Source organism: Vibrio sp. 1S139 (genome assembly GCF_041439475.1).
Lineage (GTDB): Bacteria > Pseudomonadota > Gammaproteobacteria > Enterobacterales > Vibrionaceae > Vibrio > Vibrio crassostreae_C.
The window spans coordinates 17917-34178 of the sequence record NZ_JBGOOD010000023.1; the positions used below are offsets into that span (position 1 = coordinate 17917).

Below are 16262 nucleotides of genomic sequence, written 5' to 3' on the forward strand. Positions count from 1 at the left end.
CGTCATGCCAAATATAGCAGTCAAAAAACCGTATCATGTTGATCTTGCTGAATTGATGCGAGTTTACGAGACTAACTATGCCAAACTTAACGCTCTGTTACCGGTTGGGCATGAGGTTGGTGACGTTCGTTGTTACCAAGCCGTTAATATGGTGTATCAATTGACAGTGAATGAGGTCACAAAATACACCACTTTAATAGATATATGTCAGAGTGACGCGATGCCAGTGTTTCCTTTGCCAAAAATGTCTGTCAGGCTATATCACGACGCTCGAGTTGCAGAAGTGTGCGCTAGCGGGGATTTTTCGCGAGTTAAAGCGAAATATGACTACCCCAACACTAAGCTTTTGCAAAAGGACGAGAAATTTCAATTGAATAAATTTCTTGGGGAATGGTTAACGTTTTGTTTAAAAACGGGTATCAGCCGAACCCCAATTGCCTTTTAATTGAGCCTATTTATCAACACTTTTAAAGTCTAAACAGTAACGTATCTGGATTTGTTATTTTGGAATTATCACACACTTCAAAATTTGATGAGAGCACTATTAAGCTTGTGCAGCTAACGGACACGCATTTATTTGCGCCGAGCAATGGCAGCTTATTAAGCATCAACACTCAAGATAGCTTTCGTGCTGTAGTCGATGGCATTGTTAGTCAGGGCTTTGACTATCAAGCGATTTTAGCAACCGGTGATATATCTCAAGATCACAGTGCTGAGTCGTACCAGAAATTTGAGTCAGGGATTCAGCCTTTGGAAAAGCCATGCTATTGGCTGCCAGGGAACCATGACTTTAAGCCTAATATGGGCAGTGTTTTACCATCACCACAAATACAGTGTGTTGAGCATGTCTTGCTAGGCGATAACTGGCAGATGGTGATGCTAGACTCGCAGGTGGTTGGTGTGCCTCATGGTCGCCTCAGCGATCAACAGCTTGACCTATTAGAACAGAAGCTGACGGAGTTCCCTGAACGTAATACCTTGGTTCTATTGCACCACCATCCATTGTTGGTTGGCAGCGCATGGTTAGATCAACATAACCTAAAAGACGCCGATCAATTTTGGGATGTGGTTCAACAGCACACCAATGTTAAAGCCGTACTGTGTGGTCACGTTCATCAAGACATGAACCGAGATCATCATGGTGTACAAGTCATGGCAACACCGTCGACTTGTGTGCAATTCAAACCTAACTCAGATGACTTCGCGGTTGATACTTTGTCTCCGGGCTGGAGAGAGATTGAATTACATCAAGACGGTACCGTTAGCACGCAAGTTCGTCGTCTGCCTCATGGGCAGTTCTTGCCTGATTTTAAGGCTGCTGGTTACTAATGAAGGCGGTTATTGATGCCAGGCTCTAATCAACAAGCTAATAAGCCATCGCTGCTTCTCTATATTCACGGATTTAACAGCTCATCACGTTCTCATAAAGCGAATGTGATGGCAGATTACTGTGCGGAGCATCGCGCTGATATTAAAGTCGTAACCCCTCAACTGCCGAGTTTCCCTCAACAAGCGGCACTTCATTTACAGCAGCTGGTGGAGCAATACAAAGAGCAATATCAAATAGCGTTGGTCGGTAGCTCGCTGGGTGGCTATCTTTCAACATGGCTGAATAGCCACTATGGTTTTAAAGCGGTGGTTGTAAACCCAGCAGTGAAGCCGTATGAGCTTCTTGCTGACTATTTAGGTGAACAAGTAAACCCATACACAGATGAACGATATGTACTGGAAACAAAACATATTGATGAACTGAAGGCGTTAGAGGTTTCGGCTATCGCTAAGCCGAGCGACTTCTGGTTACTTCAGCAAACGGAAGACGAAGTTCTGGATTACCGACAAGCGGTAGAGAAGTACCAAGGTGCAACACAGACAGTAGAAGAGGGCGGGGATCATAGCTTTGTTGATTTTGAACGCTACCCACAACAAATCATCACCTTTCTAAATCTTTAATCTGTTCCACCAACCAAGTGATTTTCTCTTGTTTGCCTGTTATTTCATCTATCAATGGTGAAATATCATAGTTTGATGTCTTAGTTTTTGAACTAGCTTGACATCATTACTCAGCTTCCAGACTATATTCCCCAATACTTCGCTCGTTCGCTCTACTATGACGGTTCATAGTAATGATTCTGCTTTAGTGAAACTGGAGCCAGCGAACAGACGCAAACTTTTTGAGTAAACTCCGTATTATGACTGAACAATATAATGCAAAAGACCTCGAGGTACTTGAAGGTCTCGACCCTGTGCGACACCGCCCGGGAATGTATACCGAGACAGAAAGACCTAACCACCTTGCCCAAGAAGTCATTGATAACTCGGTCGATGAAGCACTAGCGGGACACGCTAAGAAGATCAAAGTGGTACTTCATGCAGACCAATCGTTAGAAGTTACCGATGACGGCCGTGGTATGCCTGTCGATATCCACCCTGAAAAAGGGATCTCAGGTGTTGAGCTGATTTTAACTAAGCTCCACTCTGGCGGTAAATTCTCGAATAACAACTATAAGTTCTCTGGTGGTCTGCACGGTGTAGGTATCTCGGTTGTAAACGCGCTGTCAAAACGTGTTGAAGTGACCGTACGCCGAGAAGGTCAGGTTCACGAGATCGCACTTGAAGGCGGTCATGCAGTAACAGAGCTTACTGTGACGGGCACTTGTGGTCATCGTAACAGTGGTACATCAGTACATTTCTGGCCTGATCCTAAGTACTTCGATAGCCCTAAATTCTCGACACTTCGTCTGATTAACAACCTACGTGCAAAAGCAGTGCTTTGCCCAGGTTTAGAAATTACCTTTATCGACAAAGTCGGTGGTGAAGAGCATAAATGGTTCTATGAAGATGGTCTAAAAGACTACCTTGCCGAAGGCGTGAAAGGTTACACCTTGCTGCCTGAAGAACCGTATGTTGGCGAATTCGTTGCTGAAACAGAAATGGCAAACTGGGCGATCATCTGGCAGCCAGAAGGCGGCGACATGATCACCGAAAGTTACGTGAACTTAGTACCGACTAAACAAGGTGGTACACACGTAAACGGTCTTCGCCAAGGTCTTCTTGATGCAATGCGTGAGTTCTGTGAATTCCGTAATTTGCTGCCGCGTGGCGTTAAGCTAACGGGCGACGATATCTTCGATCGCTGTTCGTACGTACTGTCGGTGAAGATGCAAGATCCGCAGTTTGCTGGTCAAACAAAAGAGCGCTTGTCTTCACGTCAAACTGCTGCGTTTGTGTCTGGTGTGGTAAAAGATGCGTTTAGCCTGTGGTTGAACGAAAAGCCACAACTGGCAGAACAGCTAGCAGAAGCTTGTATTGCGAATGCCCACCGCCGTATGCGCGCAAGCAAAAAGGTTGTGCGTAAGAAAATCGCTTCAGGCCCAGCACTGCCGGGTAAGCTAACTGACTGTTCAGTTCAAGACTTAAGCCGTACCGAAATCTTCTTCGTGGAAGGGGACTCGGCGGGTGGTTCTGCTAAACAAGCACGTGATCGTGAGTTCCAAGCAGTTATGCCACTTCGCGGTAAGATCCTAAATACATGGGAAGTGTCAGCAGACCAAGTATTGGCTTCGCAAGAAGTGCACGACATCTCGGTGGCTCTAGGCATCGACCCGGACAACGATGATTTATCCGGCCTGCGTTACGGTAAGATCTGTATCCTTGCCGATGCGGACTCGGATGGTCTTCATATCGCGACACTGCTGTGTGCTTTGTTTACTCGCCATTTCCATGCATTAGTTGAAGCGGGTCATATCTATGTGGCAATGCCTCCTCTGTATCGTATCGATTGCGGTAAAGAAGTGTTCTACGCACTCGATGACGCAGAGAAAGACGGTGTGCTTGAGCGACTATCGCAGAAGAAAGCCAAGATCAACGTGCAACGATTCAAAGGTCTGGGTGAAATGAACCCACTTCAGTTGCGTGAAACCACCATGGATCCAAACACTCGTCGCCTTGTGCAGTTAACGATTGATGACAGCGAAGCAACCAACGAGATGATGGACATGCTGCTTGGTAAGAAACGTGCAGATGATCGCCGTACATGGCTACAGACTAACGGTGATATGGCCGAGGTATAATGGATGTCTAACGAAATTACATATGATGGCGTTGAACAGCTGCCAATGCGCAAGTTCACCGAAGATGCCTACTTAAATTACTCAATGTACGTGATCATGGATCGTGCATTGCCGTATATCGGTGATGGCTTGAAGCCAGTACAGCGTCGTATTATCTACGCGATGTCTGAGCTAGGCTTATCGGCTGCATCGAAATACAAAAAATCAGCACGTACCGTTGGTGACGTATTGGGTAAGTATCACCCACACGGTGACTCTGCTTGTTACGAAGCGATGGTATTGATGGCGCAGCCTTTCTCTTACCGCTACCCATTGGTAGATGGTCAAGGTAACTGGGGTGCACCTGATGATCCGAAATCGTTCGCTGCGATGCGTTATACCGAAGCGAAATTATCTAAGTTTGCTGAGGTTCTTCTAGGTGAACTAGGTCAAGGCACTGTTGACTGGCAACCAAACTTTGATGGCACCATGAAAGAGCCTCAAATGTTGCCAGCTCGTTTGCCTCATATCCTGCTTAACGGTATCACTGGTATCGCGGTAGGTATGGCGACCGATATTCCACCACACAACGTGCGTGAAGTCGCGAATGCAGCCATTCACCTAATTGATACGCCTAAGTCTGAGCTTTCAGACGTGATGGGTTTCATTCAAGGTCCAGATTACCCGACTGAAGCTGAGATTATCTCCCCGAAATCGGACATCGAAAAGATCTACCGTACTGGACGTGGCAGCATCAAGATGCGCGCGGTTTGGCACAAGGAAGGCTCTGATATTGTTATCACGGCTTTACCTCATCAAGTGTCAGGTGCGAAGTTACTTGAGCAAATCGCTAACCAGATGCGCGCTAAGAAGCTGCCAATGGTTGACGACTTGCGAGATGAATCGGATCACGAGAACCCAACGCGTATCGTTGTCGTTCCTCGTTCGAATCGTATCGACTGTGACCAATTGATGAGTCACCTGTTCGCGTCGACGGATCTAGAGAAAAACTTCCGCGTTAACTTGAACATGATTGGTTTAGATAATCGTCCTCAAGTTAAAGGCTTAGTTCAAATCCTGAAAGAGTGGATCGAGTTCCGTCGCACAACGGTTCGCCGTCGTTTGCAGTACCGTTTAGATAAAGTACTGGCACGCTTGCACATCTTAGAAGGTTTGCTTGCTGCTTATCTTAATATCGATGAAGTGATTGAGATCATTCGTACAGAAGACGAACCATGTCCTGTCCTAATGAGCCGTTTCAACATTTCTGAAATTCAAGCCAATGCGATTCTTGATATTAAACTTCGTAACTTAGCTAAGTTAGAAGAGTTTAAAATCCGAGCGGAACAAGAAGAGCTTGAAGCTGAACGTGAGAAGCTTGAAAAGCTACTCGGTTCAGAGCGTCGCTTGAATACGCTGATCAAGAAAGAAATCCAAGCAGATGCGGATAAATACGGCGATGATCGTCGTTCACCTCTGATTGAGCGCGCTGAAGCGAAAGCGCTAACAGAGCGCGACTTAGTACCAAGCGAACCAATCACGGTTGTGTTGTCTGAGAAAGGTTGGATTCGTCATGCCAAGGGGCATGAAGTTGACGCTGAAGGTTTGAACTACAAATCGGGTGATAAATTCTTAGCGAGTGCTAAGGGTAAGAGTAACCAGCAAGCGGTGTTCCTCGGCAGTGATGGTCGAAGCTACTCCCTTGAGTCACATTCATTACCGTCGGCGCGAAGCCAAGGTGAGCCAATTACAGGACGCTTGAACGTCAGCCCAGGTACTTCTATTCGCCAAGTGGTGATGGGAGAGAATGAACAATTATGGTTAGTCGGTTCTGATGCAGGTTATGGTTTTGTTTGTAAGGGTAGCGATCTGCTGTCCAAGAACAAGAGCGGTAAAGCCTTGGTTAACTTGCCACAAGCTTCTGAAGTGATGATGCCAAGCCCTATTGCTGACTTGGACAGTAATCAGATTCTGGCGATTACTAACCAAGGTCGTATGTTGTTGTTCCCGATTAAAGATCTCCCTCAGCTGAGCAAAGGTAAAGGCAACAAGATCATCAACATCCCTTCTGCGAAAGCAAAAGAGCGTGAAGAGTTTGTCTCACATCTTATGGCTATCCCAGAGAATGCGACGCTGACTATCTACGCCGGTAAACGTAAGCTTGGTTTGAAACCTGCGGATCTTGAAAACTTCCGTGGTGAACGTGGTCGTCGTGGTGGTCTACTGCCTAGAGGACTACAGCGAGTGACTCGCATCGATATCGAAGAGCAAAGTGAATCGTAGAGGTACTTGAAACAATCTTTAGATAAAAGAAAACCCAGCCTATGAGCTGGGTTTTTTGTACTTGTGTATTAGCAGCTTGAATCATTGCTTACAGAGTTTGCTCTACAGGCGAGTATCTTCGGCGATGGTCACCTTTAAGGTTTTGCTTTCACCTTGGCGCAATATACCCACATCGATAACTGTACCAGGTCGCAGGTCGGTAACGATGTCCATTACACTCTGGCGACCATTTACTTGGTTATCGTTGATACTGACAATAATGTCTTGAGCTTCAAAACCCGCATCGGCAGCCGGACCATTAGGGTCTATCCCCAACACAACGATCCCGCCGATATTCTTAGTACCCAACATGCGTGAGGTGACTGAGTTGATGTCTTGTCCATCGATACCAATATAGCCACGAATCACACGACCATCGGCGATGATCTTTTCCATGATTTTATTAGCAAGCGGATAGGGGATAGCGAATGAGATCCCATAGGTTTCCATGTCGGTAGCTTGCTGGAAAGAGGCGGTATTGATACCGACTAGCTCACCTTGTGAGTTCACCAGTGCGCCACCTGAGTTACCTTCATTGATTGCCGCATCGGTCTGGATAAAGGCTTGATGGCCATCGGCACTGATCGAAGAACGGCCGGTTGCAGAGATGATACCAAAGGTTGTTGTTTGACCTAGGTTGTATGGGTTACCGATAGCCAGTACAACATCACCGACATTGGCTTTGTAATTAGGATTGAGTGGGATCACCGGTAGATTATCACCGCTGACTCTAAGTATCGCGATATCGGTGCGTTTGTCTGAACCGACAAGTTGCGCAGCTGCTACTCGGCCATCTTGAAGTGCCACAACTATTTGGTCTGCTTGAGCCACCACATGGAAGTTGGTAATGATGTAGCCTTTCTCGCTAACAATCACCCCTGAGCCCAAACCTTGTGTGAGCAGTTTGTTTCGATCGCTTTCAGCGTATTTACGGCTATAAATGTTAACCACTGCAGGCGCCGCGCGGCGAACTGCTTGGTTAAATGAAATCTGAAGAGAGCCAATATTATCGACTTTAGGGCTAGTGACGTCAGCGACAATCGCTGGTCTTAAGCTCGGGAAGGCGAGAAGAATAAGCGCCGCTGAAACGAGTCCAAGGGAAATAGAACGAAATAGAAAGGACAGCATGTTTCCCTCTTCAACAAGTAAGGTGTGAAGCCTCCATCAATGGATGACTGATTTGATTACAAGTGAAGCATAGCATTTTGATTGATCTAAAGAAAAGGGAGACTGAGTAAGTTTAAAGCAAACTTACTGAGCCTCCCTGTAATTGCGCTGACGTAAGACTATCGAATCACAAGATAGATAGTTCGGTCGCCTCGCTGGATATTAAGCGCCAGTACACCAGGTTGTTTTTCAAGAATCTCTCTAAACTCAGCAAGGTTCTTAACGGGCTGGCGGTTTACTCCGATGATGATGTCATCTTTCAGGAGTTGATAGGCTTCGGCTGGTGAACCTTGAGCAACATTCGATACCTTGACGCCCGTTGCAGAGTCACTCTCTGTTGTGTTGGTTAACTCAGCACCAGCTAGTCCTTCATGGAGCTTCTCAGCTTGTGTTTTATTATTGGTGGATTCACCAAGCGTCACATCAAAGGTTTTGCTCTTACCGTCACGAACCACACCCAGTTCAATCTGCTTACCAGCGCCGAGTGTTGCGACCTTAGCTCTTAACTCGCTGAAGGTATCAATGCGTTTGCCATTAATAGAGACAATAATATCGCCCGCTTTCAGTCCTGCTTTATCGGCTGCGCTGTCAGGGACGATTTGGCTAATAAAGGCGCCCTTGCTTGATTCATAACCGAGTGCTTCTGCCAATTCAGAGGTCACTTCTCCGCCTTGAACGCCAAGCATGCCGCGTTTTACTTCACCGAAGTCGAGAATTTGTTCTGTCAGGTTTGTCATCATATTAGAAGGGATTGCAAAGCCGATACCGACATTACCTCCGTTAGGGCCAAGAATGGCGGTGTTGATACCAATTAGCTCACCGTTAAGGTTCACTAGCGCACCACCAGAGTTGCCGCTGTTGATTGCTGCATCGGTTTGAATGAAGTTTTCAAAGTTTTCTAGATTCAGGCCGCTACGGCCGAGTGCAGAAACAATACCGGATGTCACGGTTTGCCCAAGTCCGAATGGGTTACCGATCGCGACACTAAAATCACCAACTCTTAGTTTGTCTGAGTCTGCGACTTTTATCTGGGTCAGGTTTTTGGCTTCTTCTAATTTTAGCAGTGCGATATCAGACATCTGGTCGCCGCCGATTAGCTCAGCATCGTACTCTCGACCATCATGCAGTTTTACTTTGATATCGTCCGCACCATTAATGACATGGTAATTGGTCACGATATGACCTTTCTCGGCGTCAATGATGACACCAGAGCCTAATCCGCGGAAGGGACGCTCTCGTGTTTGTTCTGGACCAAAAAAGAATTGAAATTGTTCAGGGATTTGCTGACGTTGTACCTGTTTGCCTTCTACGGCAATACTAACCACAGCGGGGGTCACTTGTTCAAGCATAGGAGCAAGGCTCGGTAATTGTTCATTACCCACACTTAATGGCAGTGCGGCTGTTGCTTTAATGGGGGTGATGATTGAACTTAAGCTTAAAGTTAGCACTGATAAAGCAAGCAAAGGTTTTTTCATCATAAACTCCTCTCTAGTTAAGGTCTTAACCCTCTTATACGTTTAATAAGTATGATAAGTTTCAAATGACCTGAGTGAAAGTTATGACTCAAAAACCTTTGTAAAGTTCACAGAAGTGTTAAATGTTTACGATGCTTTTGCTGTAACAACATCGGGAGCATTCATGATTTCTTTCTTCTGCTCTGTAAATAAACCGGTTGCGCCATTAGCGTAATCTTTCGGTTGTTCCTCAAGTGTCGCCTCTTTTACTGAAGGCTTCTCTTGTGGCTTGTCCGAATGGGCAGCGGCTGTTTTCACAAACGGGTTATCTTGCTCTGGCAGGTTAGGAATCAGCTCTGAGCTTGTTTTTTCCATGTGTTGGTACAGTTTTGTGTAGTCTTTACCTAATGTGTCCAACATTTCTGCTGATTTCGCAAAGTGATCAGCCAGCTCTTGTCGCTGCTGCTCAAGGGCAAACTTTGCGCTATCCAATTCTTTCTGTACGTTCTTTTGTTTTTTGTATTCAGGTGTCATGAGACGAGAAATAGCGACCCCTAAAATAACTCCGACTAGTAAACCGGCAACGGCATACATCCAAGGCATAACAGCTCCTTATTATTGTTTTTTAACATGTTTGTTACTGCTTAGTTACACGTGATACGGCTCCATGGTACTATGAGAAAGCCGCAGTATAAAGAGAAATGCGTGTGCGCTAGTTAGCAGTTTGATGCTGCATTATTCACCACATCACGTTATTCCTCGTACTGTTTGGGCTCATTTTTAGTTGTTGTCTGATATTGCTTTCATTGTGGAAATGTCGTCATGAATCCCATTAAAAAATACGAACAAGATATAAAAGAACATGGATTTCAAAGAGATCCAGCACAAGAGCAAGCCGTAAAATCTTTAGATGAACTCTTTCATCAATTTCAAGATTACATGAATACGCCCATTCCTCAACTGACTCGCTTCCAGAAATTACTAGGCAAAAAGCCAGAACTGCCACAACCACCGAAAGGTCTCTATTTTTGGGGTGGCGTAGGGCGAGGAAAAACGTACCTAATGGATACGTTCTATGATGCCTTACCGACCACTAAAAAAATGCGTGTTCACTTTCACCGCTTTATGTATCGAGTTCATGATGAGCTAAAGGCGCTAGGTAATGTGAGTGATCCATTGCCTTTAGTCGCAGACAAGTTGAAGGAAGAAGCGGACATTATCTGTTTCGACGAATTCTTTGTTTCAGACATCACCGATGCGATGATCCTAGGAACCTTGTTCCAAGAGTTATTCGCTCGAAACGCTATCTTGGTTGCGACCTCTAATATTCCACCTGCGGATCTGTATCGCAACGGGTTACAGCGAGCGCGTTTCTTACCTGCCATCAAGCTCATTCAAGACAACTGTCATATCCTTAATGTCGATAGTGGTATTGACTATCGTCTACGTACCTTAGAACAGGCTGAGATTTACCATTACCCGCTAGATAGCCAAGCGAATATTAATCTCGAAAAGTATTACGCTCAGCTCGTTGGTGAAGATAAAGAGAAGCTTAAGCAGATAGAGGTTAACCACCGTCAATTAGATGTAGTCGAAGCGAGTGATGGCGTACTGCATGGTACCTTTGCTCAGCTTTGTCAGTCGGCTCGTAGCCAGAACGACTATATTGAGTTGTCTCGGGTTTATCACACAGTTCTATTGGCGGATGTATTGCAAATGGGCGCGACTTCAGATGACGCTGCTAGGCGCTTCATTGCATTAGTTGATGAGTTCTACGAGCGCAATGTGAAGCTGATTATTTCAGCGGAAGTGGAGCTAGAAAAGCTATACACCCATGGTCAGCTAGAGTTTGAATTTAAACGTTGTCAGTCGCGTTTAATTGAAATGCAGAGCCATGAATATTTGGCAAAAGAACACTTAAGTTAGCTTTGATTATCTCGAATAAGAAATAGAATTAAAAAAATCGTGATTTTGTTCAAAAAGAGGTGATTTTTTCTTCGCTCTTCTCTATAATCCTGCGACCTACCGTTACTGCGGGCCTCTAGCGATGAGTAAAATCACGTTATGCCAAGAGTTTTCCAACACTCGAAGGGGTGATGAATGGTAACTCTTAGACAGTGGGAATACGCGAGTATTCCTTAAGTGTAAATTTTTTAAATAGGTAATTATTAGCATGAAAACTTTCGTTGCTAAACCAGAAACTGTAAAACGCGACTGGTATGTTGTAGACGCTGAAGGCAAAACTCTTGGCCGTCTAGCAAGTGAAATCGCTTCTCGCCTACGCGGCAAGCACAAAGCAGAATACACTCCTCACGTAGACACTGGTGATTACATCATCGTTGTTAACGCTGAGAAAGTTGCTGTAACTGGTAACAAAGCTAAGGGTAAGGTTTACTACCGTCACTCAGAGTTCCCAGGTGGTCTTAAAACTATCACTTTTGAAAAGCTAATTGCTAAGAAACCAGAAATGGTTCTAGAACTAGCAGTTAAAGGTATGCTTCCACGTGGTCCTCTAGGCCGCGCGATGTACCGTAAGCTTAAAGTGTACGCTGGTACTGAGCACAACCATGTTGCTCAACAGCCACAAGTACTAGACATCTAAGGGGATTATGAAAATGGCAGAGAATCAATACTACGGCACTGGTCGTCGCAAAAGCTCAGCAGCTCGTGTTTTCATCAAACCAGGCTCTGGTGAGATCGTAATCAACAAGCGTAGCCTTGATGTTTACTTCGGTCGTCCAACTTCTCGTATGGTTGTTAAGCAACCTCTTGAGCTAGTTGAACTAACTGAGAAACTTGACCTTTACATCACTGTTTCTGGTGGTGGTATTTCTGGTCAAGCTGGCGCAATCCGCCACGGTATCACTCGCGCTCTTATGGAGTACGATGAAACTCTACGTCCTGCTCTACGTGCAGCTGGCTACGTTACTCGTGACGCTCGTTGCGTTGAACGTAAGAAAGTTGGTCTACGTAAAGCACGTCGTAAACCTCAATTCTCTAAGCGTTAATTTTTCTTTACGAAAAAGTACACGCCCCCAGTTTTACGACTGGAATTGTGGTTCAAAGCTCGGCTATATGCCGGGCTTTTTGTTTTTATACCCCCTCTAAACGCTTTCCCTTCCTCGTTTTATTTCCAAATTCTTATATTTTGAAAGCTTTTGTAACCCAATGTGCGCTTTGCCTCATGATTGTTACAAAAAGGTAGCTTTATCTTGTCAAAAAGTAGGGTTTTATTTATCATTTGCCGTCAATAAATAGAACTAAATACATATTTTGTTAGCCATGCTCTTTAATCGGAATTATTTCAATCCACAAGGAGCAAATGGGAGAATGTTTGGATGAGCAACGCGCCTTTAAATAACGGTCGCAGGCGTTTCTTAACCGCAACAACAGCCGTTGTTGGTGGTTTAGGAGCAGCTGCTGTAGCCGTGCCTTTTATTAAATCATGGAATCCGAGTGCCAAGGCGAAAGCTGCGGGCGCGCCGGTGGAAGTGGAAGTCAGTAAGTTAGAACCGGGACAAATGGTTCGTGTCGAGTGGCAAGGTAAACCTGTATGGGTTGTACGCCGTGCTGAGTCGGTACTAGAAAACCTAAAATCGATCGGTGGTCAACTTCGTGACCCTCAATCTGAAGCTGAACAACAACCAGAATACGCACAGAACGAGTTCCGTTCAATTAAGCCGGAATTCTTCGTTGCTGTTGGTTTCTGTACGCACTTAGGTTGTTCTCCAACTTACCTGCCGGATTCTTTTGCAGAACAAGTTCAGGGTGTTAAGTCTGGTTTCTTCTGTCCTTGTCATGGTTCAAAGTTTGATATGGCAGGTCGAGTATTCCAAGGCGTACCAGCTCCATTGAATCTTGTTGTACCAAAGCATATGTATTTGAGTGACACTAAGATCATGATCGGTGTGGACGAGGGAGACGCGTAATGCAAGGATTGCTTGATTGGGTAGAGAAACGTCTACCCGCGATGAATGCGTATAAAAAGCATTTATCTGAATACCCAATGCCTAAGAACTTTAACTTTTGGTACCTTTTCGGTTCTTTGGCAATGTTGGTATTGGTTAACCAAATCCTTACGGGTATTTGGCTAACAATGAACTACGTACCGTCAGGTGAGGGTGCATTTGCTTCTGTTGAATACATCATGCGTGATGTGGAATACGGTTGGCTACTACGTTACATGCACTCAACAGGTGCTTCGGCATTCTTCGTTGTTATCTACCTGCACATGTTCCGTGGCCTAATCTATGGTTCTTACCAAAAGCCTCGTGAGCTACTTTGGATCTTCGGTATGTTGATCTTCTTAGTGCTTATGGCTGAGGCTTTCATGGGTTACCTACTACCATGGGGTCAAATGTCTTACTGGGGTGCTCAGGTAATCATTTCTCTGTTTGGTGCGATCCCTGTTATCGGTGATGACCTAACGCTTTGGATCCGTGGTGACTACATCATCTCTGGTGCAACGCTGAACCGTTTCTTCGCACTGCACGTTATCGCTCTACCAATTGTACTTCTGCTGCTTATCGTACTTCACGTACTAGCACTGCACGAAGTGGGTTCGAACAACCCAGACGGTATTGAGACGAAACTTCCTAAAGGCACAATGGGCGACGACTACAAAACGCAGTTCCCATTCCACAAGGATTACACTAAGAAATACGACATCATTGACTCTATTCCTTTCCACCCATACGGGACCGTGAAAGATATGGTTGGTGTGGCCGGTTTCCTATTCTTCTTCTGTTATGTGCTGTTCTTTAACCCAGAGATGGGTGGATTCTTCCTTGAGCCGCCAAACTTTGAAGCTGCTAACCCACTGAAAACACCAGAGCACATCGCTCCGGTATGGTACTTCACGCCGTTTTACGCAATTCTGCGTGCTGTTCCTGATAAGTTGCTAGGTGTTGTAGCAATGGGCGCATCTATTGTTGTGCTATTCCTACTACCATGGTTCGACCGTTGTAAAGTGCGTTCTTACCGTTACCGTAGCAAACTGCATTTGATTAACATCATCCAATTCACAATAAGCTTTATTGCGCTTGGTGTACTTGGTGCGCTTCCAGCAACGCCAACATACACGCTACTGGCTCAAATCTTTAGCTTAGGTTACTTCATGTTCTTCGTTCTACTGTGGTTCTACAGTAAAAATGAAGCGACGAAACCATTACCAGAAAGGGTGACATTCAAATGAAAAAGTGGATTGTAATTTTATTTGCTATGTTGCCGTCACTGGTGATGGCAGCGGGTGCAAACGTACCATTAGACAAAGCGAACAATGATTTAACAGACAAAGCTTCATTGCAAAATGGCGCTAAGATGTTCATGAACTACTGTTTCGCTTGTCACTCAACGCAGTACCAGCGCTATGAACGTGTTGCGAATGATTTAGAGATCCCCGTTGATCTTATGAAGGAAAATCTGATTTTCGACCCTGAAGCGAAAATCGGTGACTTGATGGTTAATGCTATGCCTTCTGATCAAGCGGCAAGTTGGTTTGGTGCTCCGCCACCAGACCTAACATTGGTTGCTCGTGTTCGTGGCGCAGACTGGCTGTACACTTACCTTCGTACTTTCTATGAAGATCCGTCTCGTCCATTTGGCGTGAACAACATTGTTTTCCCAAGCGTTGGTATGCCGCACGTTCTTGAAGAACTGCAAGGTATCCCAACACCAATCTACGATACTCATATGGTAGATGGCGAGGAAGTGACGGTTGTTGTTGGCACTGAGACTGACGGCTCTGGCGAATTAAGTGCTGGTGAATACGACGAAGCAGTTCGTGACCTTGTTAACTTTTTGGTTTACTCGGGCGACCCAGTTCAACTTGAGCGTCACGCTATGGGTTGGTGGGTAATGGCCTTCTTAGTAATCTTCACTATCATCGTGATTTTGCTGAAGAAAGAGTATTGGCGTGATGTGCACTAATTGTGCTATAATACCGTGCTAATTCCCAAATTATGTTAATGTTCAATGGAGGCTTTAGGCCTCCATTGTTTTTATTTAAAGTGTACTGGAGGGCTCCATGGCTGTAGCTGCCAATAAACGTTCTGTAATGACTCTTTTCTCAAGTGCTTCTGATATGTATAGCCATCAGGTGCGCATCGTTCTTGCTGAAAAAGGCGTAAGTGTTGAAGTTGAGTTGGTTGATGAAAAAAATCTACCAGCAGAGCTTGTTGAACTGAACCCGTACAAATCAGTACCTACTCTTGTTGATCGTGAGCTTGCTCTATATGACTCGAAGATCATCATGGAATACCTAGATGAGCGTTTCCCTCACCCACCGTTGATGCCTGTATACCCGGTTGCTCGTGGTAACAGCCGTCTAATGATGTACCGCATTGAGCGTAACTGGTATTCAGTTGCAGAGAAGATCGTTAAAGGCAACGCTGAAGAATCTGAAGCAGCTCGCGTTAAACTGCGCAACGACCTACTGACTCTTGCTCCTATCTTCGCTGAGTATGAATACTTCATGAGCGAAGAGTTTAGCCTAATTGATTGTTACCTAGCTCCGCTATTATGGCGTTTACCTGAGCTTGGTATCGAACTAATTGGTCCTGGTTCTAAAGAGCTTAAGATTTACATGAACCGCGTATTCGAACGTGATTCATTCCTAGCTTCTCTAACTGAAGCTGAGCGTGAGATGCGACTCGTTCGCTAAGCGTTTATGGATATTTCTAATATGACTCCACGCCGACCATACATGCTTCGTGCATTTTATGAGTGGCTGGTTGATAACGAACTAACTCCACACCTTGTTGTTGAAGCAACATTACCGGGTGTGCGAGTTCCAGAAGAGTTTGTTCAAGATGGTCAGATCATTCTGAACATCGCGCCTCGTGCGGTTGGACAACTTGAACTGGGTAACGAAGCTGTGACGTTTAGTGCTCGCTTTAGTGGTCGTCCACACTCTGTGATCGTTCCGCTTTACGCAGTACAAGCGATTTATGCTCGTGAAAATGGTGCTGGTACCATGTTTGAACCTGAAGAGGCTTACATGGAAGCGTTTGAAGAAGGGATTGAAGAAAGTCCTTTTGAAGAACCAGAAAAAGGCCCATCTTTGAGCGTAGCAACGGCAGACGTAGATGCTGAAGAGCCAGACTCAGATCCTGAGCCACCTCGTCCAGCGAAAGGTCGCCCAAGCCTTCGTGTTATCAAATAACGTTAGTTATACCAATCACAGTAAGTAAGTGATCAGAAATAGCGCAGGAAAAAAGCTTGAGAGCAAGGCGGAATTTTTTGATAAGTAGTTATTCTACAATCAAAAATT

At 45.2% G+C, this 16262-nt stretch carries 16 protein-coding genes; 13 read left to right on the plus strand and 3 right to left on the minus strand.

Features of this window, described 5'->3' with window-relative positions; all coding sequences use genetic code 11:
* Positions 1 to 4 precede the first annotated feature (4 nt).
* The 5 genes from ACED46_RS09850 (at position 5) to parC (ending at position 6332) form a co-directional block, all read left to right on the plus strand.
* Positions 5 to 445 carry a DUF1249 family protein gene (locus tag ACED46_RS09850; protein ID WP_008222561.1) on the plus strand — a complete coding sequence of 147 codons (441 nt, stop codon included), beginning with the start codon at positions 5 to 7 and terminating at the stop codon, positions 443 to 445.
* 59 nt (positions 446 to 504) lie between these two features.
* On the plus strand, positions 505 to 1329 hold the full coding sequence (gene cpdA / locus ACED46_RS09855) for a 3',5'-cyclic-AMP phosphodiesterase (RefSeq protein ID WP_017061426.1): 825 nt from the start codon (positions 505 to 507) through the stop codon (positions 1327 to 1329).
* Between the two features lie 15 nt (positions 1330 to 1344).
* On the plus strand, positions 1345 to 1950 hold the full coding sequence (yqiA, locus tag ACED46_RS09860; RefSeq protein WP_017061427.1) for an esterase YqiA: 606 nt from the start codon (positions 1345 to 1347) through the stop codon (positions 1948 to 1950).
* A 239-nt stretch (positions 1951 to 2189) separates the two neighbouring features.
* The gene (parE, locus tag ACED46_RS09865) at positions 2190 to 4070 is read left to right on the plus strand and encodes a DNA topoisomerase IV subunit B (protein WP_017061428.1); all 1881 of its coding nucleotides are present in this window, start codon (positions 2190 to 2192) and stop codon (positions 4068 to 4070) included.
* Positions 4071 to 4073: 3 nt separating this feature from the next.
* Positions 4074 to 6332, plus strand: a complete 2259-nt coding sequence (parC, locus tag ACED46_RS09870) for a DNA topoisomerase IV subunit A (protein ID WP_017067236.1) — start codon at positions 4074 to 4076, stop codon at positions 6330 to 6332.
* 102 nt (positions 6333 to 6434) lie between these two features.
* Here the strand turns inward: parC and degS are convergent, their stop codons facing one another.
* From degS to zapG, 3 genes are all read right to left on the minus strand, one after another.
* Positions 6435 to 7499 (minus strand): outer membrane-stress sensor serine endopeptidase DegS, encoded by a 1065-nt coding sequence (gene degS, locus ACED46_RS09875; protein WP_017061430.1) that lies wholly within the window; start codon positions 7497 to 7499, stop codon positions 6435 to 6437.
* Between the two features lie 158 nt (positions 7500 to 7657).
* Positions 7658 to 9013, minus strand: a complete 1356-nt coding sequence (locus tag ACED46_RS09880; protein WP_371721373.1) for a Do family serine endopeptidase — start codon at positions 9011 to 9013, stop codon at positions 7658 to 7660.
* A 126-nt stretch (positions 9014 to 9139) separates the two neighbouring features.
* Positions 9140 to 9595 carry a Z-ring associated protein ZapG gene (gene zapG, locus ACED46_RS09885; RefSeq protein ID WP_017061432.1) on the minus strand — a complete coding sequence of 152 codons (456 nt, stop codon included), beginning with the start codon at positions 9593 to 9595 and terminating at the stop codon, positions 9140 to 9142.
* A gap of 219 nt (positions 9596 to 9814) precedes the next feature.
* Between zapG and zapE the strand changes: the two genes are divergently transcribed.
* The 8 genes from zapE to sspB all read left to right on the plus strand — a co-directional run bounded on the left by zapE (position 9815) and on the right by sspB (position 16154).
* The gene (gene zapE / locus ACED46_RS09890; RefSeq protein ID WP_017061433.1) at positions 9815 to 10918 is read left to right on the plus strand and encodes a cell division protein ZapE; all 1104 of its coding nucleotides are present in this window, start codon (positions 9815 to 9817) and stop codon (positions 10916 to 10918) included.
* A 247-nt stretch (positions 10919 to 11165) separates the two neighbouring features.
* Positions 11166 to 11594, plus strand: coding sequence for a 50S ribosomal protein L13 (rplM, locus tag ACED46_RS09895; protein ID WP_010434689.1), 429 nt, complete (start codon positions 11166 to 11168; stop codon positions 11592 to 11594).
* 13 nt (positions 11595 to 11607) lie between these two features.
* Positions 11608 to 12000, plus strand: a complete 393-nt coding sequence (rpsI, locus tag ACED46_RS09900; protein WP_004740758.1) for a 30S ribosomal protein S9 — start codon at positions 11608 to 11610, stop codon at positions 11998 to 12000.
* Positions 12001 to 12330: 330 nt separating this feature from the next.
* Positions 12331 to 12921: a ubiquinol-cytochrome c reductase iron-sulfur subunit gene (gene petA, locus ACED46_RS09905; RefSeq protein WP_017061434.1), complete on the plus strand. Its 591-nt coding sequence runs from the start codon at positions 12331 to 12333 to the stop codon at positions 12919 to 12921.
* Complete coding sequence (locus tag ACED46_RS09910) at positions 12921 to 14186, plus strand: cytochrome bc complex cytochrome b subunit (RefSeq protein WP_017061435.1); 1266 nt, start codon at positions 12921 to 12923, stop codon at positions 14184 to 14186. Before petA ends, ACED46_RS09910 begins: the two co-directional genes overlap by 1 nt.
* Positions 14183 to 14920 (plus strand): cytochrome c1, encoded by a 738-nt coding sequence (locus ACED46_RS09915; RefSeq protein WP_017061436.1) that lies wholly within the window; start codon positions 14183 to 14185, stop codon positions 14918 to 14920. Before ACED46_RS09910 ends, ACED46_RS09915 begins: the two co-directional genes overlap by 4 nt.
* A gap of 97 nt (positions 14921 to 15017) precedes the next feature.
* Complete coding sequence (sspA, locus tag ACED46_RS09920) at positions 15018 to 15653, plus strand: stringent starvation protein SspA (RefSeq protein WP_009848943.1); 636 nt, start codon at positions 15018 to 15020, stop codon at positions 15651 to 15653.
* A gap of 6 nt (positions 15654 to 15659) precedes the next feature.
* Positions 15660 to 16154 (plus strand): ClpXP protease specificity-enhancing factor, encoded by a 495-nt coding sequence (gene sspB, locus ACED46_RS09925; protein WP_017072808.1) that lies wholly within the window; start codon positions 15660 to 15662, stop codon positions 16152 to 16154.
* Positions 16155 to 16262: the final 108 nt, after the last annotated feature.